Origin of the sequence: Carnobacterium maltaromaticum DSM 20342, from assembly GCF_000744945.1 — a bacterium.
Lineage (GTDB): Bacteria > Bacillota > Bacilli > Lactobacillales > Carnobacteriaceae > Carnobacterium > Carnobacterium maltaromaticum.
Genome location: NZ_JQMX01000005.1, coordinates 49,812 through 74,872, shown reverse-complemented (window position 1 = coordinate 74,872; position 25,061 = coordinate 49,812). Strand labels below are relative to the sequence as shown.

The following is a 25,061-nucleotide window of genomic DNA, read 5'->3' as shown; positions in this document are numbered from 1 at the left end:
ATAAAAATGGAAATGGAGTGAGTTTAAAATGGTAGATTTTCGAAATAAAATAACTATGATAAAAAAAGAAAAAGAGATAGATCCAGTTGAAATCTATGATACTTTAGATAGATTTGCTGAAAAAGGACCGTTACGTGATGTCCAGACAGAGATTTTAAATAAATGGTTTGAAAAATTCAGTAATAAAGCTCACACAATACTCAAAATGAACACAGGTCAAGGAAAAACTTTAGTTGGTTTATTAATTTTACAATCAATTTTAAATAAGGAGAATAGACCAGTAATGTATATTTGTCCCAACTCATTTTTAGTTGATCAAACTATAGCCCAAGCGAAGCAATTTGGATTAAAAGTTTGCTCTGTGGGATCAGATAGGGCAATTCCTCCAGAATTTACAAATTCAGAAGCCATACTAATTACTACAGTTCAATACATGTTTCATGGGTTTTCAAAATTTGGATTAGGAGCAAAATCTATAGATGTGGAGGGAATTGTCATAGATGATGCGCATGCTTGTATTGAATCAATTAGACAGGCAACAAGAATGAATTTTTCTAAAGAGAAAACAAAGGGTGCGTACACAGAAATATTTGAGCTGCTAAAAGAAGATATTAAACTTCAAGGATTGGGAACGTTTGAAGAATTAGTTAAATTTAAAAATAATGATTCCTCAACAGTACCAATGTTACCAGTTCCTTATTGGGCTTGGCATGACAATATTGATGCAATAACTAAAATTATTGCTGCTTACTCAAATGAAAATGAAATAAAGTATGCTTGGCCAATAATAAAAGACAGCTTAAAATACACTGATTGTTATATATCCGCAGAAAAAGTTGAAATCATTCCATATCAGATGCCGTTGAAAATATTTGGTAGTTTTTATAATGCAAAATCTAAAATATATATGTCTGCTACGGCTAGTGAAGATTCAATTTTAATTAAAGAGTTGGGAATACCAGCAAGTAATTTGTTAGAACCACTAAAATTAGATAAAGAAGAATGGTCTGGTGAAAAAATGGTTCTTATTCCTTCTTTAATTGAAAAAACGTTAAACCGTACTGAAATGGTTCACTATTTTGGACAACCGTGGGGTGGTAATGCTAGTTTGATTGGAAGAATTGCACTAACACCGAGTTTTTCTTTGACACAAGATTGGAACAAATATGGATCTAAAATCGTTAGTACTGGAGATATAAATGAGAGTGTAAAATATCTTGAGGCTAGTGAAAAACCACAGACAGTAGTTTTTTCTAATAGGTATGACGGTATTGATTTGCCTGATAATTTATGTAGAATACTGGTGATTGATTCAATCCCATCTTTTGAATCTTTGGAAGACCGCTATTTATCTTCAGTGATTTCAAATTCTGAACAGTTAAATAGAAAAAAAGCACAAAAAATTGAACAAGGAATGGGCCGTAGTGTACGTGGTGAAAAAGATTTTTCAGTAATTGTTTTAATTGGAACGGAGTTGACTAGGTTTGTTCAAACTAATAATAATCAAAAATATTTCTCTACATTTACTAAAAAACAAATATTAATAGGCAAAGAGCTGGTTGATTTTGCAAAAGAAGATATTGAAAAAGGTAAAGCACCATATACTGTGTTTTCAAGTTTAATAAACCAATTATTAAAAAGAGATGAAGGTTGGAAATTATTTTATAAAGAACGAATGGATGATCAATCTGAAAATATAATTGATATAAGTGCTGTAGAGAAACTTGAAGAGGAAAGGAAAATTGATAACCTTTTTATGAATGGTGAGAAGCAAAAAGCAATAGAAAAAATTCAGCCATTTATAGATAAATATGTGATCGACGATTATGAAAAAGGATGGTATTTACAAAAAAAAGCAAAATATTGTTATGAAATTTCAAAATCAAAAGCTATAGAGGTACAGACAATTGCTCATCGCATTAATAATTATCTTTTACTATATCCTAGTAATATAGAGGTTTCTAAAATTGGAAGTATTGAAAATTCTCATAGAGCGGAAAATATAAAAAAATATATTAGTGAACTGAGAACTTATAATGAACTAGAGCTACTAATGCATGAAATTTCAGATAAACTTAGAATGGGTAAAAATTCGGAAGCCTTTGAGAGTAGTTTTGACATTTTGGGGATTTTATTAGGGTTTGAAACTCAACGCCCGGACAAAAGTTATAAAAAGGGTCCAGATAATGTTTGGGCAGTAAGAGAAAATGAGTTTTTTGTGTTTGAATGTAAAAATATGGTTAAATCAACAAGAAAATATATTTATAAAGATGAAACGGGTCAAATGAATAATTCAATTTCGTGGTTTAATCGAGAATATAAGAATAGTATACACACAAACTTTATGATAGTAGGAACAAAATATTTTGATCCAGCAGGTGGGTTTAATGAAGATGTAAATATAATAAGAGAAAAAATGTTAAATAAGTTAGTTAAAAATGTAAGTGATTTTACAAAAGAATTTAAAAATACTGATTTTGCAGATATTTCAATTAACAAGATAAGTCAATTGTTGGAGCTTCATGATTTAAGCATTGATTCACTTAAAACTTATAGTGAAGAATCAAAGCCGTACAATAGCTAAAACTAAGCAAACTTGAATCAAATTAATAGGCAAAAATGTCCAATGATAAAGAAGAAAAATTGTTGGAATCTTCGATTTGTTATTAATTTAAAAATTGGAAATAATCATATTGATAACTCTATTTTTAGAACTTTCTGTAGTATTGGTGGTCATTAGAAAAATTTATCTTGGGAAATAAAATCAGCCATTATGGTGTACTCTACTGGTTTATTTAGTCAAAGTGATTTATGTAGGTCTCCGTGCCAATATTAAATCATGCCATAATAAAATTACTAGTAAAAACAAAAGGAGTAGCTACCAACTTATAAGTTGGTAACTACTCTAGCTGTTTAACTTGTAAAATAAATATATTATTTAAATGTTAGGTAATTAATTTATTTGGTTTGTCACTTACTAGAAGAATTAATAATATACCTAAAAAACCAACTATAAAAAGAAGTGAGGCATTACCGAATTGTGTGAATATAACAGATACTGATAGAAAAATTGAAGATAAAATTTTTGAAATTGACTGAAAGGTGCTTAGTATAGCATTATAAGGCCCTTTGTTATCTTCATCGATGGTTGAAATAAATACAGCTTGCATACTTGGAGTGAAAACTAACTCTCCGGCAGTAAATAATATTGTTCCAATGATAATATGTGAAAATGTATTTGAATATGAAAGAACGAAAAAACCAATTGGGATTAGAATCATTGAAAGTATCAAAAAAAATCTTGTTTTTAATATATTAAATTTAAAAGTTACTATTGGTAAAAAAGCTATTACCAAAATAGTATTAATTGTTAAGACAACAGATAATAATTGTTCTTGGTTTAACATTATTTGAGTAAAAGGAATTAATGTACTTTTAAAATTAACAGCAATGTAATTAGTTAAGGTTCTTTGTAAAAAAAGAAAGAACATCATTCCTATAGAAAATAGCACAAATTTTTTGTTAGTTATAACTTCTGAATAAGAACTAAAAAATCCATATTTAAGTTTTTTAGATTGGAGTACAATATGTGTTTCATTCATATTAGCAAATATATTCCAAAGTACAAAAAGACTACTTAGTATAAGTAAAATAACAATTACAACGAAATTTTTTTGAAATAACCAACCACCTATCATTGCACCTATTAAGTATGAAGTATTATAAATCCAATTGTTTAGAGACAATACTTTTGCTTTTATTTCGTCATTACTTTCATCTATTAGCATGGAATCAATAGCAGGATTAATAAATCCTTGAGCTGCTGAAATGATGGTAATCACAAAAAACACAATCCAAGTATTGGAATAAAATAAAAGTACTAAAAAGCAAAATAGTTTAATACACTCACCCCATTTCATGAGAGGGATTCGGCCAAATTTTTCTGTTAGTTGACCACCATAAATACTAAATCCAATTTGGAAAAAACTTGTAATACTAATTAATGTACCAGCAATTACAATTCCAAATTCTTTTGCATATAAGATTGTGACAAATGGGAGTAGCATTGATGATGTAGCTTTACTAATGAAATTCATAAGTAATCGTAATTTTATAGTGCTAGAAAGGTAATTAAACATTTTATTCTTCTCCTTTATAATCCCATGTAACATTATCGTTTAACCATTTATCAGTGATTTCCATTCTTTTTTTAACTTCTTCTGAATCTTTACCTTTTATTATGACTGAAACATACTCAGATACACTAGAATTACCACCATCAAGAAATTCACCGATTTTACTTTTTCTAAAAGAAATTTTTACTATCCAGTCAAAAGGAATATTTTCATTAATTGAAACCAAAATTGCTTTTTTGGGAGGAACAAGCATCCATCCATACTCGTATTTAGAGGTTGTTATATTTAGTTTAGTGTTGTCATATTCAGGATCACATTGAGCACGTATAGATTCATTAAGTAAGTTAATTCCATATTTTAATTCAAAAACTTCATTAATTTTTCCTCCTCCGACACGTGATCCTACTTCACAAAATATTAATTTATCATCAGCCGTGTGAAAAAATTCACCATGGAATGAAATAGCATGATTTGGTGTTTCTAATGCTTGTAAAACCTTTGTAATTTCGGTTTTTAGACGAGCATACATTAGACTATTCTCGCTTATTAGAACAGAACCATTGTATTTGTTTTCAAAAAAAGCCAAACATCCATTTACATATATTCCACTACTAAAAGCTTTTATTTCACCATTAGAAAAAATTCCATCAAGGTGATACATTTCGCCAAATATAAATTCTTCAGCAATCAATGGATAGTTATGCTTGTGTAGCCTATACTCTTCCCAATCATTGTTGTTATGAAATTGAAAAAATCCAACAGAACCAGCTCCGTCAATAGGTTTAACTATAAAAGGATAGCCATGCTCTTTTTTAAAATTTTCTAATTCACTAAAGTTATTTATTTGAGAAAATTTTGGAATATTAACTATATCTTTCAATTTTTCTTTCATTACATTTTTGTCTCTAAAACAAACAGCACTGTTTAATGATTGACCTTTAATTTTTAATTTCTCACGAATATGGGCAGCCTTTTCAATGTCAAATTCATGAGAAACAACAATTGAATCAATTTTATTTTTTAAGTTTATTTCCGATAAAAAATTTTCTATATTTTTATTTTCGTGAAAAGTATCGAATGTTTTACGATTAGAAAAATAGTCTTTAAAAATATCTTTATGTTTTGTTCTAGTTATGAATAAAAAATCAGCCTCTATGTTGTTCAATGCTTTTTTGTAGTCAAGCGTGTTCTCCGAATAGCGATTTAAAATTGCTATTAATTTCATGTTCTTCCCTCCAGAATATATTCTTTGGAATTAAAAAAAAAATTTATTCTCAAAAAATACTTGAATTATTTTAATTTAAAGATTATGATTAGAAAAAAAAGTTTTTACATTGGTTTTTGGTTATGATTTGATTAGAATAAATTATAACATAAAGGAGGTAATTATGAAAAGACAATTTTCATTAAGTAACAATTATTTTTTTGCCTATAACTATTGGCATGAATTTTGTAATGAAGGTTTAGTTAGTAGTATGATAACACCAGAATTTGTTGATACTGAAGAAAAGAAAGATTTGCGAGGGGAGTTATCATTATACTTTACAAAAAAAGAAATGAATATTGAAGAAATGAAAAAGAATGATATTATTAGTAATTTTATTTTAAGTTATGCTTTCTTACTTACTAAGTATACACTTAACAACCGTGTGATGTTTGATGTAGATTATGATGGGGAATTTTTCCCGTTTCCATTTGATTTTGAGAATACAAGTGTCAAAGAAAATATACATTTTATAAAAAAATATTTAACCTCTATTTCTGAAAATAAGGGATTTAAATTCAAAGACTATAAAAAAATGGGGAAAAATAATATTAGTGCGACAAAGTTAGTTTTTGACAAATTTGATGTTATGAGACCAAATAGTGATTATTATTTTTTTGTATTTATTAAAGAGAAAGAAAATTCTTTTCAAATTAAGGTTAATTATTCAAGTGGTCTTTACCGAGAAAAAATTATTGAAGATTTTATTAAAACACTTATGAAAGTATTTATAAATATTCACAAGCTTCAAGAGGGAGAGTTAAGTAGCATAAATATTGGTAGCAATAATAACTTGAATGAATTCCATGATTATTATGAACTAAATGAAGTACACAATAATCAATATTTATACAATTTATTTGATGAGATTGCTAAAAAAAGAATGGAAAAAGTAGCTGTTATATATGGTGCACATTCATTAACATATGGACAGTTATTCGAAAAATCGAATAATGTTGCTGATTATTTAACTAGTGAAGATTTACTAGGTAACGGCATTATTGGTATATATTGCGACAAGAATATTGAAATGATAGCTGTAATGATTGGAATTATGAAAGCTGGAGCAGCTTACCTCCCAATTGATACTTCTTTACCTGAAGAACGAGTAAAGTACATTATTAAGGACAGTAATGTTAAAACTATTTTTACAGATAGTCTTTGCTATGAAATAAATGATGTCAATTTTTTACAAATTAGTGAAGTAATTACAACCAAAAAAAATCATTCAATTACTAAATATCAATCCAAAAATTTAGATGCTTATATGATATATACCTCTGGTACAACTGGAAGACCAAAAGGTGTAATAGTACCACATATTGGAGTGATCAATTTAATTCTAAGTTTTAATAAATCTATGAACATGAGAAGTAATATGAAAATGACTCAAACAGCAAGTATTGCATTTGATGCTTCGGTATGGGAGATATGGATGTGCTTGCTAAGTGGAGGTCAGCTACATATCATTCCTAAAAATATGATGACTGATTCAGATAAGTTAAATAATTATTTAACTACAAAAAAAATTCAAGTTGCATTTCTTCCAGTTTTTGTGGCACAAGAATTAAGTGAACAAAATGAGACTCTTGAAATCGTAATTACTGGTGGAAGTGATTCTAATACTAAATTAGTAGATAAATTTAGAGGTAAGCTAAAGTATGTGAATGCGTATGGTCCTACTGAAGCGAGTATAGTTACGAGTTATTGGATAGCTGATGAATTAGATTATAGGTCTGTACCAATTGGTAGACCTGTAGCAAATAATGATGTATACATTTTAGACAGTAGCGATAAGCCATTACCTGCAGGTATACCAGGTGAGCTTTGCGTAAGTGGAGTATCAGTTACTAAAGGATATTATAATCGTCCAAAATTAACTTCAGAGAAATTTCATTTAAATACATTTGGAAATAAATCACTAATGTATCGTACTGGTGATTTAGCTAGATGGTTGTCGGATGGTAACATTGATTACCTGGGTCGAATTGACACACAAGTTAAGATTAGAGGGTATCGAATTGAATTGGAAGAAATAGCTACATTATTACGCAATTATTCCGCTGTCAAAGATGTGTTCGTAAACGTAGTTACAGATGAAAAGACTCAATATATATGCGCCTATGTTGTATATGAAGATAAAAACTTATATAGTCGTGAAGTTTTACGTAAATATCTAGAAACTAAGTTACCAGAATATATGATACCGTCATTTTATTTCCTAATGGAAGAAATACCTCTAACAAATAATGGGAAAGTAAATCAAAAATTATTACCGTCTCATAAAAAAATTCGAAATATACAGAAATTAAAACAACCCGTTTCAGATAAACAAGAAAAAATATATAAAGTTTGGAAAACGATATTAAGCTATGATTCATTTGGTACAAAAGATTCTTTTTATGAGCTTGGAGGAAATTCAATTAATTCTGTGAAAATGATTAAACAAATTAATCAACTTTACCAAACTCAACTCTCTGTAAATCATTTTTTAGCTGATGCAACCATTGAAGGATTAGAAAAACTCATAATAGCATCTACTCAAAATTTTTCCGAAGAAATTTTGAATTTATTAAGAATGAATTTTCCTGAAAAATTGTTTGATCTGAAAAAAATAAACGAACAAACTATTCTTTTTACTAATAATGATGAGGAGGATGTAAGAAAATTTCTTAAATGTAAAGTCCCTGTTGAAAATTATCCAATGTATATAATGAAATCAAGTAATAATTTTAAATTAACACATATTGAAACGGATGATGAAATAGACTCAAAACTTAGATTTAGTATTATTCGAGAGCTAAATCAATTTAATAAAAGTTTTAAGAAGCTAGATGAAGTGAAAAAATTTGAGTGTAGCAGCCCACAAAATAAATTTTTTAAGAAAAAAAGATTTACGTTTATTCCTTTCTCAATTAATCTTACTACACTTAATGAAGATAACATTATTGTTTCAATTATGAAATTACTAAATCATCAAGAGATATTAAGAAGCACAATTAAATTTGATGGTTTAAGTTATTACAATTCGATTTTTAAAGAAATAGAGCATTTAAATATTAAGATTATTGATATTTCGAATTTTGATATTTCTTCACAAAATGTAATTCTGAATTTTACTAGTAATGTTCAAAATAAAATGATTGATAAATTTAAGTTCAAATTAGATTCACCACTTATTTCAATTATAGTTTTTAAACTGAATGAAACAAATTATCAACTATCATTTGGTTTCAATCATTTAATATTTGATGGAGCTAGCAAAAATATATTGAAACTAAAATTTTTTAATATTTTAAACTCCAAAAAACCTGCGGAATATGATATTACAGATTCTGGATATAAAAAGTATATTGAATTAGAAAAAAAATATTCGACTTCTTGCAAATCTAAAGAATTCATAATGAGTAAGTGGTACAAAGAACTGGATAAATTGTTGCCCCAGTCAAAAATTGTGATTAAAGAGGAATTGGTAGAATATTTTTTTGAGTATCCAATAAATAATGAAAATTCAATAGAAGATCAAGCATTAGCTGTATCACTAGATATAGGAGAAATTATTTTTCAGAGAAATAATTTGGCAGTTAGGGTAACTCGAAATTCTAGAATACATCAAAATAATATATGGAATAATACGATAGGAGATTTTCATATCTCACTTCCATTAATTTTGGATGCAAACAAATCAGGTAAATGGAATAATAATAAAGTTGAGAAATGTTACGATGAAACCTATAATAATAATGTTTTTGTTGATAGTTTAGCGTTTGGAACTGGCTATTTATCAGAAAAAATTGTCGAAATTTATGATAAATTAGATTTTGGTTTCAATTTCATAGGAAATTGTGATGAAACTGAATATCAACATGAAAAAGAAAAAAAATTAAAGATTCATGATAGATATTTCATTACAGCATTTACCTATAATGGTAAGTTGTGTTTTATTATCAGACTTCCTAAAAATAATGGGAAAGTTATAAAAAAAGTAGAAAAATATTTTGAAAATAAAGGAGAAATATATTGAATACTACTAAAAGAAGTGTAAATTGGTTAAAAGAAAATTTAGCAAACAGTGAAAGACTACCATATGAAGCCTTGTATAAATCACCATTAGCTTTATATCTTAGTAATGCTAAAGATGCATCATTAAGTATGATAAATCAAATGAAAGATAGAGGAGACTTGTTTTATTACTCTGATGATTTTACAACAAACAGAAATTGTGATGATTATTACAATTATTGGTTATTTTTGTATTTTTATTTTTCAAAAAATGATTTAAAAGAAACTACCTACAATAAAATATTACAAAATTTTAACGAAGATAATGGAGGATTTTCTTGTAAAAATGGAGAGAGTTTATATGAAACAAGAAGTACTGCCTTTAGTGGTATATGTGCCTACTTAAACAATGATATTTTAATAGGCGAAAAAACTTCGAATTTTTTAATTAGTAATTTTGTAACAAATCAAACTAAAAATCACTTTTATATGATTCGATATAAAAATAATGAATATGTTACTAAGTATCCAGAAAAATTTGCACGTCTTTACGATTTTTATGATAATGATGGTAGTCCATTATATTATGCATTTTCTTTGGCAGTAATAAATTTAGCAATCGGATATTTAAAAACAAATGAAATTAAATATCTTGAATATGCTGAAAAGTATTACAACATTATAATTAGTATAGGAGACCAAGCAATCTTTAACAATTACATTGGAAAATTTGGAATAGCAAGTAATTTATTGTATATAATTACAGAAAATACAATTTATCAAGAATATTGCGAAAAAGTAGAGATATATTTGCAAGATAGTCAATTGGAATTGGGGTGCTGGGAAGATTATGCTTCAAATAATATACTTTCCTTGGATCGTACGTCTGAATTTACAGCCTCAATTCATATGATGAAATTGATTAGAAAAATGGATATTAAAAAATTATCAATTAGGTAGAATATTAATTGTATTGATGAATAGTATTTTACCTAATTTCTCTTTATGAGTTATTTAAACGGATAACAAAAACTGAATGTATAATAGATAAGGTGAGGTATTATGGAAATAGAATCTGGGTTAATTGAAAATAGAGTTAAAGAAAACTTTGACATCAATAATATACAAAATATTGAAATAAATGACATCGGTTGGAATACAAATTACGTACTAACTATTAACTCTAAAAAATACTTTATGAAAACATTTATTACTAATTCAGAAAATAACGAAAGTAGTTTCGAAATTCATGCGTGCCAGGTGTTAAATAATGCAGGTATAAAAACTAGTTCATTTATTGAAAATAAAAATGGTGAATTTATTAATATTTTAAATAATGAAAAGTCTTACCATATTCAAAATTTTATAGAAGGTGAAACATGGAGGAAAAATTCTGCACCAAGTTGGTTGGTTAAAAAAGGTATTGACCTAGCAGCTAATATTCATGTTGCATTATCTGAATTAAAATTAAATACTAGAAAATCAATTGAAATAATTAATGAAAAGCAGTATCATATACGGAGAATAAAAAAAATCATATATAATCTACAAAAAATTAAACAATTGAAGAATAAAAAATTATATCTTGAAGATTTACATTATAGATTATCATTCATTGAAGAGTCGGAAGAGTTAGATTTAAATAAGTTAACTATGGTAAATGGGCATGGTGATTATTCTATAACTCAATTATTAACATCAAATAAAGAAATTACGGCAGTTATTGACATGACTGAGGTTTCGAGAGTTCCCGCTATTTGGGAACTTATGCGTTTCTATTTAAATTCTGCTCCAAATTCTGAAACAGGGATTCCCGATTTTGATGAATTTTTATTCTATTTAAATTATTATTCGGAGAAAATACCTTTAAATAGTTATGATTATGAAAAAATGTTTATTATTAATCAATTATATATGTGTCAAGCCTTATCAGTCTATGAAAATTTGATTAAATCAGCTAATCCTAAATTTGAAGAACGAGCTATTCTTCGTGCAAAAAAAATTGAATGTTTTTCTAAAATGGAAAAGTACTTTACGATAAAATTTAAGGGTGGAAATTAATTTTTGGAACATACAGAAGTATATATACTCCAAGTAGAAAAATATTCAGATTTAAGAGTGAAAGATTTCCATCAAGACATATGTGAGTGCAGAATGAGATATTGTCTTAAGTATAGGAATAAAAAAGATATAGTTAATTCAATGATTGCTTCAGTCCTAATTAAGTATGCATTGATATCATGTTATGGAATCTCTGGGACTCCTTGCATAACTATTAAAAGTAAAGGTTGCCCGGTTATAAAAAAAGAAAATATATTTGTGAGCATTTCACATTGTGAAGATACAATTGCAGTTGCACTATGCAAAAATAAAATTGGTATAGATATTGAGTCAATATTTAAAGTCACAGACGAAATTATTACTGAATTTATGACAAAATCAGAACTTGAATCGTATTTTTCATCTGATATTAAGCCTATTTTTAGAACATTAATTTGGACGAAAAAAGAAAGTTACAGTAAATTTTTGGGAGTAGGTTTTTATAAAAATCCAAAAGAAATAAATATTTCTTCTTTAAACAAATCAAATTTTTTCTCTACTTTAAAAAACGAAAAAATTTTAACTGTTTATGCAAGTTTACCTATTAAAATAAGAACAGTTAGATTAGATGAAATATTAAAATTTATGGACAAAAGGAGAGGACCTAATGAATAATTATGTATTTCAAAATATCGAATTAGTGATTTTTGATATGGATGGAACTATTTTTGATACTGAAAGATTGGGATTTAAAGGTTGGCAACATGCATTTGCTTATTTTGATTATGATGTACCTATTGAGATTTTAAAGAAGAAAATAGGACTTAATTCAAAAGATTCTAAAAATTTAATCCAACAATACATGGGTAGTGATTTTGACTATACTTCAATAAAAGAAGAAAAACGTAATTTTGTACGTAATTATATAGACATTAATGGTACTCCCATAAAAAGTGGTATAATATCTGTGTTAGATTTATTAGATTTACTAGGTATAAAAAAAGCTATTGCAACCTCTAGAGGACACACGATGGCCAATTATTATATTGATAAATCAAATTTACGAGATAGATTTGATCTAATTGTTACAGGTGATATGGTTAATAAAGGGAAGCCGAATCCTGATATTTTTCTTAAGACTTCGGAAATATTAAATGTTTCTAATGATAAGTGTCTTGTTATTGAAGATTCACCGAATGGAATTGAAGCTGGGAAAAGAGCGTGTATGACAACGATTATGATTCCAGATTTAATTAAACCTAACTCTATACTGATGAAGAAAGTTGATTATTTGTTTGATTCATTGAATGATTTATTGTGAAAATAGGAAGGAGCTGAATTTATGACTGCATTTATATGGGATTTAGATGGAACATTAATTAATTCTTACGATATTATTTTAACGTCATTAGAAGAAACATTTATTTTTTATAATATACCATTTGATTATGAATTCGCAAAAAAAACCATCATTAATGAATCTGTGGTAAGTTTTTTAAAAAAAATTTCCAGTGATTTTGATATTCCTTACGAAATTTTAAAAAATTATTTTTCAGAAAAATCAAAAGAAAAGAATGACAAAGTAACTTTAATGGAAGGAGCTTTGGATATCTTACGTTGGACAGAAATTAAAGGTATAGTTAACTTCATATATACGCATAAAAGCGATAATGCTTTGGAACTTATTGAAAAACTAGGAATAAGAGAATATTTTACTGAGATAGTGACAAGTTCAAATAAATTTTTGAGAAAACCTAATCCAGAAGGTTTAAATTATTTGATAGATAAGTATCATCTATCTCTAGAAAATACGTACTATATAGGAGATCGAAGTCTTGATGTAGAAGTAGCAAATAATACTGGAATTATTAGTTTTAATTTAACTCAACCTGACTCAAAGTCAAATAAAAATATTTCAAAACTTACGGATATTATAAAAATAACTAGAAATGATTTTACTTTCTAAGTTATAAAGACTAAGCTTAAATAAGAGAAGCTAAAATTTTGCATTGTATCTAATTTTTATTCCTTTAATTTAAAAAGAAATTCATTTATGTTTTTAGAGGTTTAGGGAACTTGTTGCAAAATCAAATTGGCATTAGCTGATATTTTTCATTCTAACAAATGACAATAGGGTATACTTTATTGTCATTTGGTTTTAATCCCATTTATAGAACTTTCTAGAGTGTAGTATGGGTGGTCATTAGAAAAAATTATTTATTGAATTAAAATCAACCAATAGGGTGTAATCTATTGATTGATTCAACCTAAGTAGTTTATGTAGGTTTTCGTGCCACCATTAAAGTGCGCCATACTAAAATTACTAGTCACAATAAAAAAGGGGTAGTCAATAACTTATAAGTTGTTGACTACCCTTTTTTTTATTGGTATCATTGACTTGCGGGATGGTCAGATACTCTATTCTGTATGTTTTTGGAAATGGAGGGGGAAAATTGACAATTTATGGGTATGCGAGAGTTTCAACTCTTGGCCAAGAATTAAAAGAACAAAAATCATTGCTTAAGAAAAATGGTGCTGAACTAATATTTGCAGAAAAAATGTCTGCCACAAATCGAAGTGGGAGAAATGAACTTAAAAAATTGTTGGAATTAATTAAACCAGGTGATATAGTTCTAGTTAAGAAAATAGATCGTTTAGCAAGAAGTATCAGAGACCTAAGAATGATTGTAGATGAAATAATTGAAAAAGGTTCTTCCGTAATTTTTATTGAAGACAAAATGGAATTTAATGGTTCTGAAAAATCCAGTCCATTGCAAACTATGATGTTAAATATGCTAGGATCATTTGCGGAGTTTGAACGTGATCTAATTGTAACTAGAACACAAGAGGGAAAGGCATACGCTAAAAAGACCAATAAGAGCTATCGGGAAGGACGTCCAAAGGCAACACTCACAACCAGAAAAATGGAAGCCTATGAAAAATTAATGTCTGGTAAGAGTTATAAAGAAGTGGCTAAAGAGACCGAGTTTAGTAAAAGTACGTTGCAAAGAATCAAACGGCAGGTGCAAGAAAATAAAAATGAAGCTAGTACCTCAATAGCTCATATGGAGGAGTAAATTTTATGATTTTATCTAGTATTACTACACTTTTAGGACATAATCTAATACAATTACATGATGGATTTATAGATTTAGGAGTAGAAAAATGGAGTGAGTGGGAAACTAAATTCAATAAAAATTTCAAATTATATTTTGAAAAGGCAATAAATTCATATGAAAAAGTTCCGACAGTTTTAAGTGACAAAAAAATGCCTTTGCAACAAATATACCAAGAAACGTATTTGGAATATAAAGATAATGAAGAAATAGAACAATATATACTAACTACATCGTTAAAACCACTTTTATCAATTAGTTCGAAAGCGTGGATATCAGGATTTGGTGGGATTGGAAAATCAACGATGTTAAAATATTTCCTGCTATCTTCCCTGCAAAAAGGGGAGTTTCATGAGAATAAGATCCCTATTTATATTGAATTGAGAAAATATAATTTGGAAAAAAAGGATAACATGAGAAGAAATTTTTTAAAATTTATCTATGATGAAATGTGTGTGCTAGGATTTGATATCGAATATAAATATTTTGAATTTATGGCCAAAAAAGGACGATTTGTATTTCTTTTAGATGCTTTTGATGAAATATCATCTGAGTATTTCGATATAGCGATTCATGAAATAAATGACTTGATATGTAAAAATGATAAAAATAATTTTGTAGTTACTAGCAGAGCTATGCCAGAAATAGGATATTTAGAAACTATACCAGGATTAGAAAAATACCGAACAACAGGATTAAATAAAGAACAAGCAATTTGTTTAATTTCTAAAATTGACATTTATACTGATGAGCAAAATGAAGAGTTTAGAAGCTTATTAGATGAGTCTTTATTTAATTCATTTAAAAGTTTGGCTTCCAATCCTATATTGTTATTATTGATGTTTAGAACATTTCAAAAAACAACAGAGTTCCCTAAAGTAAAAGCTCAATTTTTATTAAAGGTATATGATATTTTGTATCAAGAACATGATGCTATAAAGTTAGGTAAGTACTCTAGAGATTTTCATACTCCATTTTCAGATTCAGAGCTATTGAATTTATTTTCAAGAATTTGTTTCCATACCTACTTTAAATACAAAGGAGAAAAAAAAGGGTTTACAAAGTATGAAATGAAAGAAATCATCAAAAAATCCTTATTATTGAGTAATGGACAAGTAACATCAGACTCCGTTTTGTACGATCTTTCGGTATGTTTATGTGTTATGTATCAAGAAGGGGATAATTGGTATTTTGTTCATAATATTTTTCAAGAGTTTTATGCTGCTTACTTTTTATATGAAGTTGTTAGTGACGAAAAAAAACGGATTTTTTTTAAAAAATTAATTCTAAATGATAATAGTAATAATTGGAGAACATTAATTACTACATTAGATTATTTTGATGAATTAGATGAAACCTTGGATAAAGTAAAATTAAAAAAAGAAGTTATAGTACCTATTCTAGATGAAATAGAGATGGAACCAACATTTAAAGATTATATAACAGAGTTAGATAGAAAATATAGATTTGAAATCAGAAAAAAAGAAAATTCTACTTCTTTTTTTATAAGATGTATGTTGTTTCCTTATCCCACAGAAACCGGAGAAACCAATAGATCTATTTTTATCTACTATGTCTTTAGGAAATTTACAAACTATAAAAATGTTAAATACAGACCTGAGTTGCATCAAATTAATAATGATAAAAAATTAGAGTTGATCGCCTCTGAAATGATGAAAGTTACTTTGGGTTCTAATATTGAGATGCGTGAGATTTATAAAGAACGTTTTGAAGAGTTTAAAAGTCGGGAAGACGTAGGTTCTTTTGGAGTAGGGGTTAATCTTGAACAAATAAAAATATCTAATATTTTAAACGATATATTTATGAGTTCTATGATAAAGTACAGGATGGATATGTTAGATAACTTATCTGAAGATATTAAAAAAGAATTAAAAACAATAGAAGAACAAGAAGATTTATTTTTAGACGATTTATAAAAAGTTATTTAACTGTTAGGAAGACATAATCCACCTTTTACCAAGTACCATGTCCCGTAAGTGTTACAGCCTGATAGATTGTGAAAACGAAATGGTCTAGTTGACTGGCTCTATTGAAAGGCTGTTAATCGGCTCTTTTGAATGAACAAGAGATTGTGAAAATTAAAGCTTTAGACAGAATAAATGACGCTGTTTTCCAAAATAAAATAGCGACGAATGAAGATTAATATTCTTTAATCATTCGCATTTACACCGCAACTTTTCGTAAAGATGTTCCATTGAACCCGTTTCGGGGGTTATGCAAAAATAACCAAATAAAAAATAAACTATTATAGCTAATAGTTTATTTTTTTGTAGTTTTTTATACGTATGGAACATTTCCAAAGGGTGTAACAATTGGGAATTGTGTTGCGTTAGATATTAGAATAGTCTCTTCGAGAGTCAATGTACTAACCTCCTATTCTTTATAAGTAAATTGATTTTTTAATACTAATTTATATCTTAATAATACGAAATATTGTATGATTAATCAAGAGGGTAAAATATAAAAAAGAAAGGAATTAAAAAATGACTACAAAAATAGGGGAAGAAGTTAAGAGCAAATGTTTAAAACGTGGATTAACTCAAAAAGAGTTGGCTGAAAATATCTGTACGCAGGCAACCATTAGTAATTTAGAAAATGGGGCAAGTGTACCAACGATTTCAATTTTACTAAAGTTAGCAGAAAGACTAAATATTGAGTTCAATAGCATTTATGACTATGCTTTAGATGCGGAACATAAAAATAATCCAGTATTTAAAGAAGTTAGAGAACTTTGTAGTAAAGTTAAGCACAAAGAAGCCTTTGAATTACTTGAATCAAGTATAAAAAAAGACGAATTAGAAACGATTTATGACTGGAAACTTTATTATTACTTTATGGGAATTACTAGCTTAATGGGGAAAGAAAGTCCGACAGACGCGATTTATTATTTTAATCAAGTGCTGGATAGTGAATTAGAAAAAAGTATAGATTTTTTAGATGTTTCAGCCACCAATGGAATTGGAATAGCTTATGATTTGCAAAATGAGAGCGATAAAGCATTAACTTATTTTGAACGTTCATTAGAGCAATTAGATGAATTGTTTACGTTGATCGATACAATAAATGAAAGTCCTGAAATTGCAAAGATTTATTACAATACAGCCAAATTCTATTCTAAAATTGATGAGTACAGTAAGAGCATGAACTTATGTAATTTAGGGATTAGATTATTGAAAAATGAAGGTTTAGCATACTACTTAGATTTTTTAACGTATGAAAAGGCCTTTAATTTAATGAAGCTTGGAAAAAAAGATGAAGCGATAAAATCTTATTTACATGCACTGGCATTTGCAGATTTCAATGGGAATCAAGTTGTTATAGATATAATCAAAAAAGACGCTATAGGGTTTGATATTGGAAAAGAGTTGTTTTAAAATTTTATTCATTTCCGATTTATTTATAATAATCTGGAGGAAAAAAACATCTAATCAAGAAAAAAGGTAAGACTAATAATAAAAATGTAGTTATATCAGTGTTTTACTTTTTATTGTTCGGATTCCTATGGAACTTTCTAATCTGTTGCTACAGGAGCCCCATACACTAAAAGAAAGAAAACTAAGGTGGTTAAGAAATGAGTCAAAATAATATTGAGCTGGTAGGTAAGATAGATTCTATAAATTTTTATACAAAGATTTACAAGAAGGCTTGTAATTCTTTATGGGTAATTAGACCGACATTTCTATATATTTTGACAGTTGGACTGAGTTTATGTATAATGAGCTTTTTTATATTTATTAACAATATACTTACAACTACTATGAATACTGTCGTTATCAAAAGACTTCTTGCATTATTTATTAGTGGGCTACTATTATTTATTCCTTCAATGATAGTTCTTTTTAAAAATAGAAAAAGTGGCAGCAGAAGTAAGAAATATATAGCATTTTTGAAAGATTTAAAATCAGAAAGAAGCTTGGATAATGAGGATATTGATAAACTTTTAGAAGATGTTGCAAACCTAAAAATTAGCTATAAAAATGAAAGGGATACAATTGGAAAGATTCTATTGTCGATTATGAAGCTATTTCTATTTCCCATTACTGCTGCAATTTTCACTGGACTTATAAGCAATTTATATTTCTTAGGGTATGTATTAGCATTTCTTTGTACTTTAATTGTATCGATGGTTTTGGTAATGTGGACTGATTTTAAATCTTTCCAAAGTTTAAAATATTTAGGAATTAAGAATAGTTATCTATTGCTATCGGTTGAACGAGAACTTAGATACATGAAAAAATTATAATGCTTTTGATCAAAGGAACATTTGAATGTATAAATAGAAAAAAGGTAATGGAATCGGGGTCAATGGAACATCTTTACGAAAAGTTGCGGTATAAAAACGAAAGCTAGGTTGGATTAACAACTTAGCTTTCGTTTTTTATATCTTCTATTTTTTTCAATTTCATTTTATTTATTTCTCGATAAAGCGTTCCTTGAGAAATAGTGGTAGATTCAAGAATTTCTTTAATCGAATAATCTCCACTGTCATACATTCTCATTGCTAAATTCAATTTTTCTTGAGGAATTTTTGGTCTTCCAATATTTACGCCACGTCTCCTGCTTGCAGTTATTCCTTCTTTTACACGCTCGGCTAATAAATTCCTCTCTAATTCAGCAATCACACTCATCATCTGGAGCATTGCTTTTCCGGTAGGCGTAGAAGTATCCATATTTTCTTTCAACGAAATGAATTCTACCTTTTCTTTTTCTAAGTGCTGAAGAAGAGTCAATATATCCAAAGTATTTCTACCAAGTCGAGAAATACTTTCTACAACTACTGTATCATTTGTCCGGATTATTTTTAACAGTTCTTCAATTCCTGGCCGTGACTTTTTTGTTCCAGTATATTTTTCTTTAATAATTTTTTCAACTCCATATTTTTTTAACTGATCTAATTGTCGATCTAGATGTTGCTCATCTTTTGACACTCTTGCGTATCCTATTATCATATAATTCCTCCTGATGCTCTTTTACTTTATTATCGGTAAATAACTATATTTTTGCAAGTGTTTCTTGTAAACTTATTTATAACTAGTTTTTGTAACTTAGAAAAGCTAGTTATTCAGTATCGAGTTTCAAAAAATATGAGGTTACAAAAACATTGGTTTTTGGTAACCACTCAGGGGGATTAAAATGGTAGAAATTAAACAATTGAAGGGACACCACAAAGAAGGATTTGGGAAATTTATAAATGAGCCATCTAAAGAACAACTTAATCTCTACTTTTATTTAAATGATTCTGATAAAGAGGTTATTGCAAAAATGAAAAAATCGTCCACAAAATTAGGATTCGCAGTTCAACTAGGAACCGTCAGGTTCCTCGGATGCTTTACATCTGATTTTGAAACACTTCCAATAGTGGTCATTCAGCATTTAGCTGCGCAACTAAATATTGACTACAAGGAATTTTATGGGTACACACGTAAACAAACAATTTGGCAACATATGAAACTTATACAAGACTACTATAACTATGTACTATTTACTGATAATGCAGTAGAAAAATATTTATCTGATTGGTTACTTGATCGGTCATGGTATACAACTGAGACGGATAATATGCTTTTTGATATGCTATTAAAAAAATGTTTGGATGAAAAAATTATTTTACCAGGTTTTTCTACTTTTGAACGCTTTGTATCTAAAATTATTGATTCTTCTGAAAAACAACTCTATAAATTACTTTCTGAGATTCCTGCTACATCAGAGGTAGAACGTTTGTTAGAATTATTTGATTTTGTTGGTGAGCCTATACGTGGTGCAACGCTTAAAATGGATATTTTACGAAGCCCTTTGATTGACGAAAGTCAAAAGGAGCTTATTCGTGGGTTTAATAGACTGATTATGTTCCAATCTTTTCATACAGAAAACTGGGACTTTTCTGTAATTCCTGAAGGGAAATTAAAAAAACTTGCCAGCTATGCTTTCAAAGCAAAAGCTCAAGCTATATAAAGAATGCCACTAAATCGCCAAATAGCTCATTTAGTGGCATTTGTTTATGAACATCAGAAAAAAGCAATGGATGAACAACTTTTAGCACTATCAAAATATGTAGATGCTATTTTTAGACGTGCAAAAAATAAAGAAATAAAAGATCGAATGAGAACAATAAAAGATTTAGATCGAGCTGCTCTTACGTTATCAAAAATTGTAGAACTTTTATTTGACGAATCCATTACTAACCAAGAAATTCGAAAAGTTATTTCAGATAAATTTCAAAAAGAAGAAATGGATGCAGCCATTTTTCAAGTTAAGGATATTGTTCGTAACGAACAAGAACCCATTGCAATTAATGAACTTCGCAAAGCATTCAGGAAAATTAAAAAGTTCATCCCCTCTATTCTTTTATCCATTAACTTTGAAGGTAACAATTACGGGGCAGATAGCTTAGTCGTTTGGGAAAAGATAAAAGAAGTTTTTCCAAAACCAATAACACTAGACCATTTTTATGATATTGAACCCTGTTTATCTAAAAAATGGCAATATTATATACATGAAAATCCCACTTCAGTAAATCAGTGCGTGTTAATTGCTGGGCTAGAACTTCTCTTTCAAGGATTAAAAAAGCATGACATATTTGTTACTAATAGTGAAAAATATGCAGACCCAATGAGCTATTTATTGGATGATTCTACGTGGATAGAGCAACGGGAAGTTTTGATTACTCAACTTGACTTACCTTCTTCAGGCACCTTAGCTGTACAAAAATTAAGCGAAGATTTGTCTCTATCTTTTATAGAAACACAATCAAATTGGGATGCATCTAATATGGCAAGGCTTGAAGAAATAAATGGTGAAGTAAAAGTAGTTGTTTCAAATTTGAAAAAGGGAAATGAGCAGCCTAATGAAAAAGAGTTTAAATCACGTGTGCGCCAACTCATGCCTAGCATTGATTTATCCGATTTATTATTGGAAGTAAACCAACGAGTTGGGTTAACTCAATCCTTTAAACATTTAAATGAGAAAGAATCCAGAATGAAACAGTTAGATATTAGTATTTTAGCAGTATTGTTAGCGGAATCATGTAATATTGGATTTTCTCCAGTTCCCAAAAATAATATTGATAGTTTGAAGTATGATAGGCTCACCTATGTAGCTCATCAATACTTACGTATTGATACCTTAACTGCAGCTAATCAAAAAATTATTCATTCACATAAGAAATTGGAACTGGCTCTTGCTTGGGGAAATGGAGAAATGGCGTCTGCAGATGGAATTCGGTATATAACACCGCAAAGATCACTTTACTCTGCTAGTAATCCAAAATACTTTGGCAAAGGCCGAGGAATCACTTTCTATAACTTTGTTTCAGATCATTATATTGGTTTCCATGGAATGGTTGTATCAGGCACGTTAAGAGACTCTCTTTACTTATTAGAGGGACTTCTTAATCAAACCAGCGGATTACAGCCCACTCAGATAATGACAGATACAGCTGGATATAGTGACCTTATTTTTGGATTATTTGGACTACTAGGTTTTCAATTTAGTCCTAGAATTGCGAATAAACATGGTACCAAACTATGGAGAATTGAAAAAAATGCTGATTATGGTTTATTGAATGATGTTACTAAAAGTCGAATTAACACTGATTTAATTGAAGAACATTGGGAAGATATACTTCGAGTAGCAGGTTCCCTGAAATCTGGTAAAGTCAATGCAACTGAACTAACTCGAGCGTTACAACGATCTGGTCAACCAACTTCACTTGGAAAAGCAATTACAGAATATGGAAAGGTTTATAAGACCAAACATCAACTACGCTATCTTTCAGATGAAATTTATGCTCGTCAAATACTTGAACAGCTAAATAAGGGTGAATCACGTCATGCACTTTGCAGAAGTATATTTTACGGAAGAAATGGAAAATTATATCAAACTTATATTGATGGAATGGAGGAGCAGTTAACCTCTTTAAGCGTTGTAACAAATGCAGTAATTTATTGGAATACACTGTATCTTGAAAAAGTATTGGAGCAGATGAAAGTAGAAGGATATGACTGTTCAGAAGAACTTATAGGAAAATTATCTCCACTTTTATTTGAGCATATAAACTTTGTTGGTAAATATTCATTCCAGTATAATCAAGGTCTAGAAGACGGATCATTACGACCATTAAAAACACCTGATTCTCTCTAATGTTCGTGTTTATAAAGATACCGCAACTTTTCGTTCGATTGTTCCAGACAATTTTGGAGCCTTAAAGTCTAAAAAAAATAGAAATGCTGTTAAATCAGCGTTTCTATTTTTTAATAGTCGATTATACCGCAACTTTTCGTTAAGATGTTCCATTGACCCCGTATAAAAGAAATAGTTCTTATCAAATAAGTGAAAAAAAAAGCTTGTATAACAAGGAACCACAAAAATTGTGGTTCCTTGTTATACAAGCTTTAAAGTAAATAATACATTCTCACATATCTTATTGTTACAGTTTTTTAATCTAATTTCTCTGCTAGTCTATCGTCAACTAATTGACGGACAGAGGTCTTTTCAAGAAAAGCTCTTTCTCTTAATACTTCATAATATTGTGTGCTAATTCTAACTGCGGTAGTAATGTTTTCCTCTGATTTCTGATGTTTATTTTTAGATGGTTTAACATTAATATCTTTTTTTACTTGGTCCGAAAAGCCTATTTGTATCATAATTTTTCAATATCCCTTTTTTATAACACCTATAATTGTACCTTGTTGTGTAATAGGCTACAATTATATTATTCACTTTATTACATTTTTAACAATTATACTTTTTATATTGATTAGCCAGCTTCTATTATGAAAATCTGCTTATATAAATTTTAATTTAATAGAATTAATTTCTTACTCTTATTGAATAACGTGTATATACAAAGTAGATACTTTCTGCTACAATGGACAAAAGAGAGGAAGGGATTCTAATGATTCAACTACCAGTTAAACAGTGGGGAAACAGTCAGGCAATCCGTTTACCCAAAAGCCTATTAGAAGCATTGGAAGCAGAAAAAGATGATGACTTAAATGTAGAAGTTATTAATCATTCGATTGTATTAACCAAAGCCGAAAAAGAAGTAACTTTTGAAGAACTTTTCAAAGACTACAACAAAGAAACATTTACAACAGAACTACAAAGTTTTTCTCCTATAGGAAATGAGAAATGGTAAAACAAGGCGATATTGTTAAGATAAATTTAGATCCTAAACAAGGACATGAACAACAAGGATACAGACCCTATATTTGTTTAAGCTATCATGGTGTCAGTGACTATGCTAATATAGCGGTCTTTGCTCCAATATCAAACACAGAACGCAACTATCCTTTATATGTGCCATTACAAGGTACGAAATCTTCAGGAAAAGTTTTGTTAGATCAATTAGTAACCATTGATTACAATGCAAGAAAATATAGTTATGTGGAGACTGTTCCAGAGAAATTGATAGATGAATTATTAGTGAAAGTAAAAGTAATTGTTCAAAAAAATGAAAATATAAAGTAATGTTGACAGTGAAAATTTAAATTTAGCAATGAAGGCTATTAATAGTTAATGCTCAAAAGGACCCTATCGCTTAAACAGCGGTAGAGTCCTTTTTGCTATTATTTATATTGAGTACTTAAGAAAATAACAGCATCTTCAATAATGTCTTGTTGTGTTGCTTTAATTAGAAATTGCGTTTCTAAACACTTTTTTGTTTTTCTTTCTTAAACGTATAATAAACTTGAATTAAAAATATGATACCTGAATAAAAAGTTAGTATAAGTAGCATATTATCTGTAGCTAGATTAAATTGATCATATAAAACGCCTGAAAAGAAATTAGCAAAAATCAATAGCACTAATAAACTTATTGGAACGATTAAATCTACTATTTTAAACTTTAAGGAAAGTTCTTTTCTAAAACTAATCACTTTTATTAAATTTAAAGTAATTAAAATACTTGCAGTAATAAAAACTCCTGAAAACATCCACCAGAATGAATCAAAAAAATGAGTCATCATAAAAGATCCTCCGTTCTTTTGTATTTTAAAATACCTACAAGTATATATTAAGCAATAAACTAACTATGGATCAAGAGAAATCCTTATTTTAAGTGTATTCTTAAAGAATAATTAATATAATATAATATGTGTTTTTTTTAGACGATCATTATTTTAAAATACACGATATTAGATAGTTTCATGTATCATAACTATAGATAAAGTGAATGAGAAATGGGGCTATTTAAATGATAAAAATAATTGACAATCAGAAACTCAAATTACATTACAAAGAGGGATTTGGATCATGGACTTATCACCTTAGACTACCAGGAACAGCTGATAATAAAGGGAGATGGGGACATTTAAAAGTATCTGGTACAATTGACGATTTTGAAGTGAAAAACATTTATTTGGCTCCAAGGAAAGATGAAGATAAGATCATCTCAATCAATAAGGAAATTAGAGACGCGATAGGGAAAAGCGGTGGCGATATAGTAACGGTAATGTTATATTTGCATGATTAATTTACTCAA

Annotated in this window: 19 protein-coding genes and 1 pseudogene; 15 read left to right on the top strand and 5 right to left on the bottom strand. The window is 28.5% G+C overall.

Going from position 1 to position 25,061, the window contains the following annotated elements:
• Positions 1-28 precede the first annotated feature (28 nt).
• A complete protein-coding gene (locus BR77_RS17945) occupies positions 29-2,584 on the top strand; it encodes a DEAD/DEAH box helicase family protein (RefSeq protein WP_015077938.1) in 2,556 nt (851 codons plus the stop codon).
• Positions 2,585-2,945: 361 nt separating this feature from the next.
• Here the strand turns inward: BR77_RS17945 and BR77_RS17940 are convergent, their stop codons facing one another.
• On the bottom strand, positions 2,946-4,172 hold the full coding sequence (locus BR77_RS17940; RefSeq protein ID WP_080639172.1) for an MFS transporter: 1,227 nt from the start codon (positions 4,170-4,172) through the stop codon (positions 2,946-2,948).
• Positions 4,141-5,361, bottom strand: a complete 1,221-nt coding sequence (locus BR77_RS17935) for an ATP-grasp domain-containing protein (RefSeq protein ID WP_035067105.1) — start codon at positions 5,359-5,361, stop codon at positions 4,141-4,143. Before BR77_RS17935 ends, BR77_RS17940 begins: the two co-directional genes overlap by 32 nt.
• A gap of 163 nt (positions 5,362-5,524) precedes the next feature.
• On the opposite strand from BR77_RS17935, the gene BR77_RS17930 reads away from it, so the two are divergent.
• The 10 genes from BR77_RS17930 (at position 5,525) to BR77_RS17885 (ending at position 18,822) form a co-directional block, all read left to right on the top strand.
• Positions 5,525-9,424 (top strand): non-ribosomal peptide synthetase, encoded by a 3,900-nt coding sequence (locus BR77_RS17930; RefSeq protein WP_035067103.1) that lies wholly within the window; start codon positions 5,525-5,527, stop codon positions 9,422-9,424.
• Positions 9,421-10,362: a hypothetical protein gene (locus BR77_RS17925; protein WP_015077931.1), complete on the top strand. Its 942-nt coding sequence runs from the start codon at positions 9,421-9,423 to the stop codon at positions 10,360-10,362. The genes BR77_RS17930 and BR77_RS17925 overlap by 4 nt, the downstream gene beginning before the upstream one ends.
• 102 nt (positions 10,363-10,464) lie before the next feature.
• Positions 10,465-11,463, top strand: a complete 999-nt coding sequence (locus BR77_RS17920) for a protein kinase family protein (RefSeq protein ID WP_015077930.1) — start codon at positions 10,465-10,467, stop codon at positions 11,461-11,463.
• A gap of 3 nt (positions 11,464-11,466) precedes the next feature.
• Positions 11,467-12,117: a 4'-phosphopantetheinyl transferase family protein gene (locus BR77_RS18475; RefSeq protein WP_015077929.1), complete on the top strand. Its 651-nt coding sequence runs from the start codon at positions 11,467-11,469 to the stop codon at positions 12,115-12,117.
• On the top strand, positions 12,110-12,763 hold the full coding sequence (locus BR77_RS17910; RefSeq protein WP_015077928.1) for an HAD family hydrolase: 654 nt from the start codon (positions 12,110-12,112) through the stop codon (positions 12,761-12,763). Before BR77_RS18475 ends, BR77_RS17910 begins: the two co-directional genes overlap by 8 nt.
• Before the next feature lie 21 nt (positions 12,764-12,784).
• Complete coding sequence (locus BR77_RS17905; RefSeq protein WP_015077927.1) at positions 12,785-13,408, top strand: HAD-IA family hydrolase; 624 nt, start codon at positions 12,785-12,787, stop codon at positions 13,406-13,408.
• 439 nt (positions 13,409-13,847) lie between these two features.
• Positions 13,848-14,519, top strand: a complete 672-nt coding sequence (locus BR77_RS17900) for a recombinase family protein (RefSeq protein WP_051926846.1) — start codon at positions 13,848-13,850, stop codon at positions 14,517-14,519.
• 5 nt (positions 14,520-14,524) lie between these two features.
• Positions 14,525-16,495: an NACHT domain-containing protein gene (locus BR77_RS17895; RefSeq protein ID WP_035067099.1), complete on the top strand. Its 1,971-nt coding sequence runs from the start codon at positions 14,525-14,527 to the stop codon at positions 16,493-16,495.
• Positions 16,496-17,062: 567 nt separating this feature from the next.
• A complete protein-coding gene (locus BR77_RS17890) occupies positions 17,063-17,953 on the top strand; it encodes a helix-turn-helix transcriptional regulator (RefSeq protein WP_035067097.1) in 891 nt (296 codons plus the stop codon).
• A gap of 197 nt (positions 17,954-18,150) precedes the next feature.
• The gene (locus BR77_RS17885; protein ID WP_035067094.1) at positions 18,151-18,822 is read left to right on the top strand and encodes a hypothetical protein; all 672 of its coding nucleotides are present in this window, start codon (positions 18,151-18,153) and stop codon (positions 18,820-18,822) included.
• 121 nt (positions 18,823-18,943) lie between these two features.
• Here BR77_RS17885 and BR77_RS17880 read toward each other — a convergent pair whose 3' ends face one another.
• Positions 18,944-19,528, bottom strand: coding sequence for a recombinase family protein (locus BR77_RS17880; RefSeq protein ID WP_010051903.1), 585 nt, complete (start codon positions 19,526-19,528; stop codon positions 18,944-18,946).
• 184 nt (positions 19,529-19,712) lie between these two features.
• On the opposite strand from BR77_RS17880, the pseudogene BR77_RS18885 reads away from it, so the two are divergent.
• Positions 19,713-22,718, top strand: a pseudogene (locus BR77_RS18885) (Tn3 family transposase).
• Positions 22,719-23,014: 296 nt separating this feature from the next.
• Here BR77_RS18885 and BR77_RS17865 read toward each other — a convergent pair.
• Positions 23,015-23,221: a hypothetical protein gene (locus BR77_RS17865; protein WP_035067092.1), complete on the bottom strand. Its 207-nt coding sequence runs from the start codon at positions 23,219-23,221 to the stop codon at positions 23,015-23,017.
• Between the two features lie 251 nt (positions 23,222-23,472).
• Here BR77_RS17865 and BR77_RS17860 point away from each other — a divergent pair, with 251 nt between their 5' ends.
• Both BR77_RS17860 and BR77_RS17855 read left to right on the top strand, forming a co-directional pair.
• Complete coding sequence (locus BR77_RS17860) at positions 23,473-23,715, top strand: AbrB/MazE/SpoVT family DNA-binding domain-containing protein (RefSeq protein WP_051926844.1); 243 nt, start codon at positions 23,473-23,475, stop codon at positions 23,713-23,715.
• Positions 23,709-24,047, top strand: coding sequence for a type II toxin-antitoxin system PemK/MazF family toxin (locus BR77_RS17855; RefSeq protein ID WP_035067089.1), 339 nt, complete (start codon positions 23,709-23,711; stop codon positions 24,045-24,047). The genes BR77_RS17860 and BR77_RS17855 overlap by 7 nt, the downstream gene beginning before the upstream one ends.
• A 178-nt stretch (positions 24,048-24,225) precedes the next feature.
• Here BR77_RS17855 and BR77_RS17850 read toward each other — a convergent pair whose 3' ends face one another.
• Entirely contained in the window at positions 24,226-24,546 is a 321-nt protein-coding gene (locus BR77_RS17850) for a hypothetical protein (protein ID WP_035067086.1), read from the bottom strand.
• Between the two features lie 227 nt (positions 24,547-24,773).
• Between BR77_RS17850 and BR77_RS17845 the strand changes: the two genes are divergently transcribed.
• Positions 24,774-25,052 carry a DUF1905 domain-containing protein gene (locus tag BR77_RS17845; RefSeq protein ID WP_005875075.1) on the top strand — a complete coding sequence of 93 codons (279 nt, stop codon included), beginning with the start codon at positions 24,774-24,776 and terminating at the stop codon, positions 25,050-25,052.
• Positions 25,053-25,061: the final 9 nt, after the last annotated feature.

Bases quoted from the DNA above. Each gene is read 5' to 3' on its own strand.
- BR77_RS17945 (WP_015077938.1), top strand. From the start codon at position 29: ATGGTAGATTTTCGAAATAAAATAACTATGATAAAAAAAGAAAAAGAG.
- BR77_RS17940 (WP_080639172.1), bottom strand. From the start codon at position 4,172: ATGTTACATGGGATTATAAAGGAGAAGAATAAAATGTTTAATTACCTT.
- BR77_RS17935 (WP_035067105.1), bottom strand. From the start codon at position 5,361: ATGAAATTAATAGCAATTTTAAATCGCTATTCGGAGAACACGCTTGAC.
- BR77_RS17930 (WP_035067103.1), top strand. From the start codon at position 5,525: ATGAAAAGACAATTTTCATTAAGTAACAATTATTTTTTTGCCTATAAC.
- BR77_RS17920 (WP_015077930.1), top strand. From the start codon at position 10,465: ATGGAAATAGAATCTGGGTTAATTGAAAATAGAGTTAAAGAAAACTTT.
- BR77_RS17910 (WP_015077928.1), top strand. From the start codon at position 12,110: ATGAATAATTATGTATTTCAAAATATCGAATTAGTGATTTTTGATATG.
- BR77_RS17905 (WP_015077927.1), top strand. From the start codon at position 12,785: ATGACTGCATTTATATGGGATTTAGATGGAACATTAATTAATTCTTAC.
- BR77_RS17900 (WP_051926846.1), top strand. From the start codon at position 13,848: ATGGTCAGATACTCTATTCTGTATGTTTTTGGAAATGGAGGGGGAAAA.
- BR77_RS17895 (WP_035067099.1), top strand. From the start codon at position 14,525: ATGATTTTATCTAGTATTACTACACTTTTAGGACATAATCTAATACAA.
- BR77_RS17890 (WP_035067097.1), top strand. From the start codon at position 17,063: ATGACTACAAAAATAGGGGAAGAAGTTAAGAGCAAATGTTTAAAACGT.
- BR77_RS17885 (WP_035067094.1), top strand. From the start codon at position 18,151: ATGAGTCAAAATAATATTGAGCTGGTAGGTAAGATAGATTCTATAAAT.
- BR77_RS17880 (WP_010051903.1), bottom strand. From the start codon at position 19,528: ATGATAATAGGATACGCAAGAGTGTCAAAAGATGAGCAACATCTAGAT.
- BR77_RS17865 (WP_035067092.1), bottom strand. From the start codon at position 23,221: ATGATACAAATAGGCTTTTCGGACCAAGTAAAAAAAGATATTAATGTT.
- BR77_RS17860 (WP_051926844.1), top strand. From the start codon at position 23,473: ATGATTCAACTACCAGTTAAACAGTGGGGAAACAGTCAGGCAATCCGT.
- BR77_RS17855 (WP_035067089.1), top strand. From the start codon at position 23,709: ATGGTAAAACAAGGCGATATTGTTAAGATAAATTTAGATCCTAAACAA.
- BR77_RS17850 (WP_035067086.1), bottom strand. From the start codon at position 24,546: ATGATGACTCATTTTTTTGATTCATTCTGGTGGATGTTTTCAGGAGTT.
- BR77_RS17845 (WP_005875075.1), top strand. From the start codon at position 24,774: ATGATAAAAATAATTGACAATCAGAAACTCAAATTACATTACAAAGAG.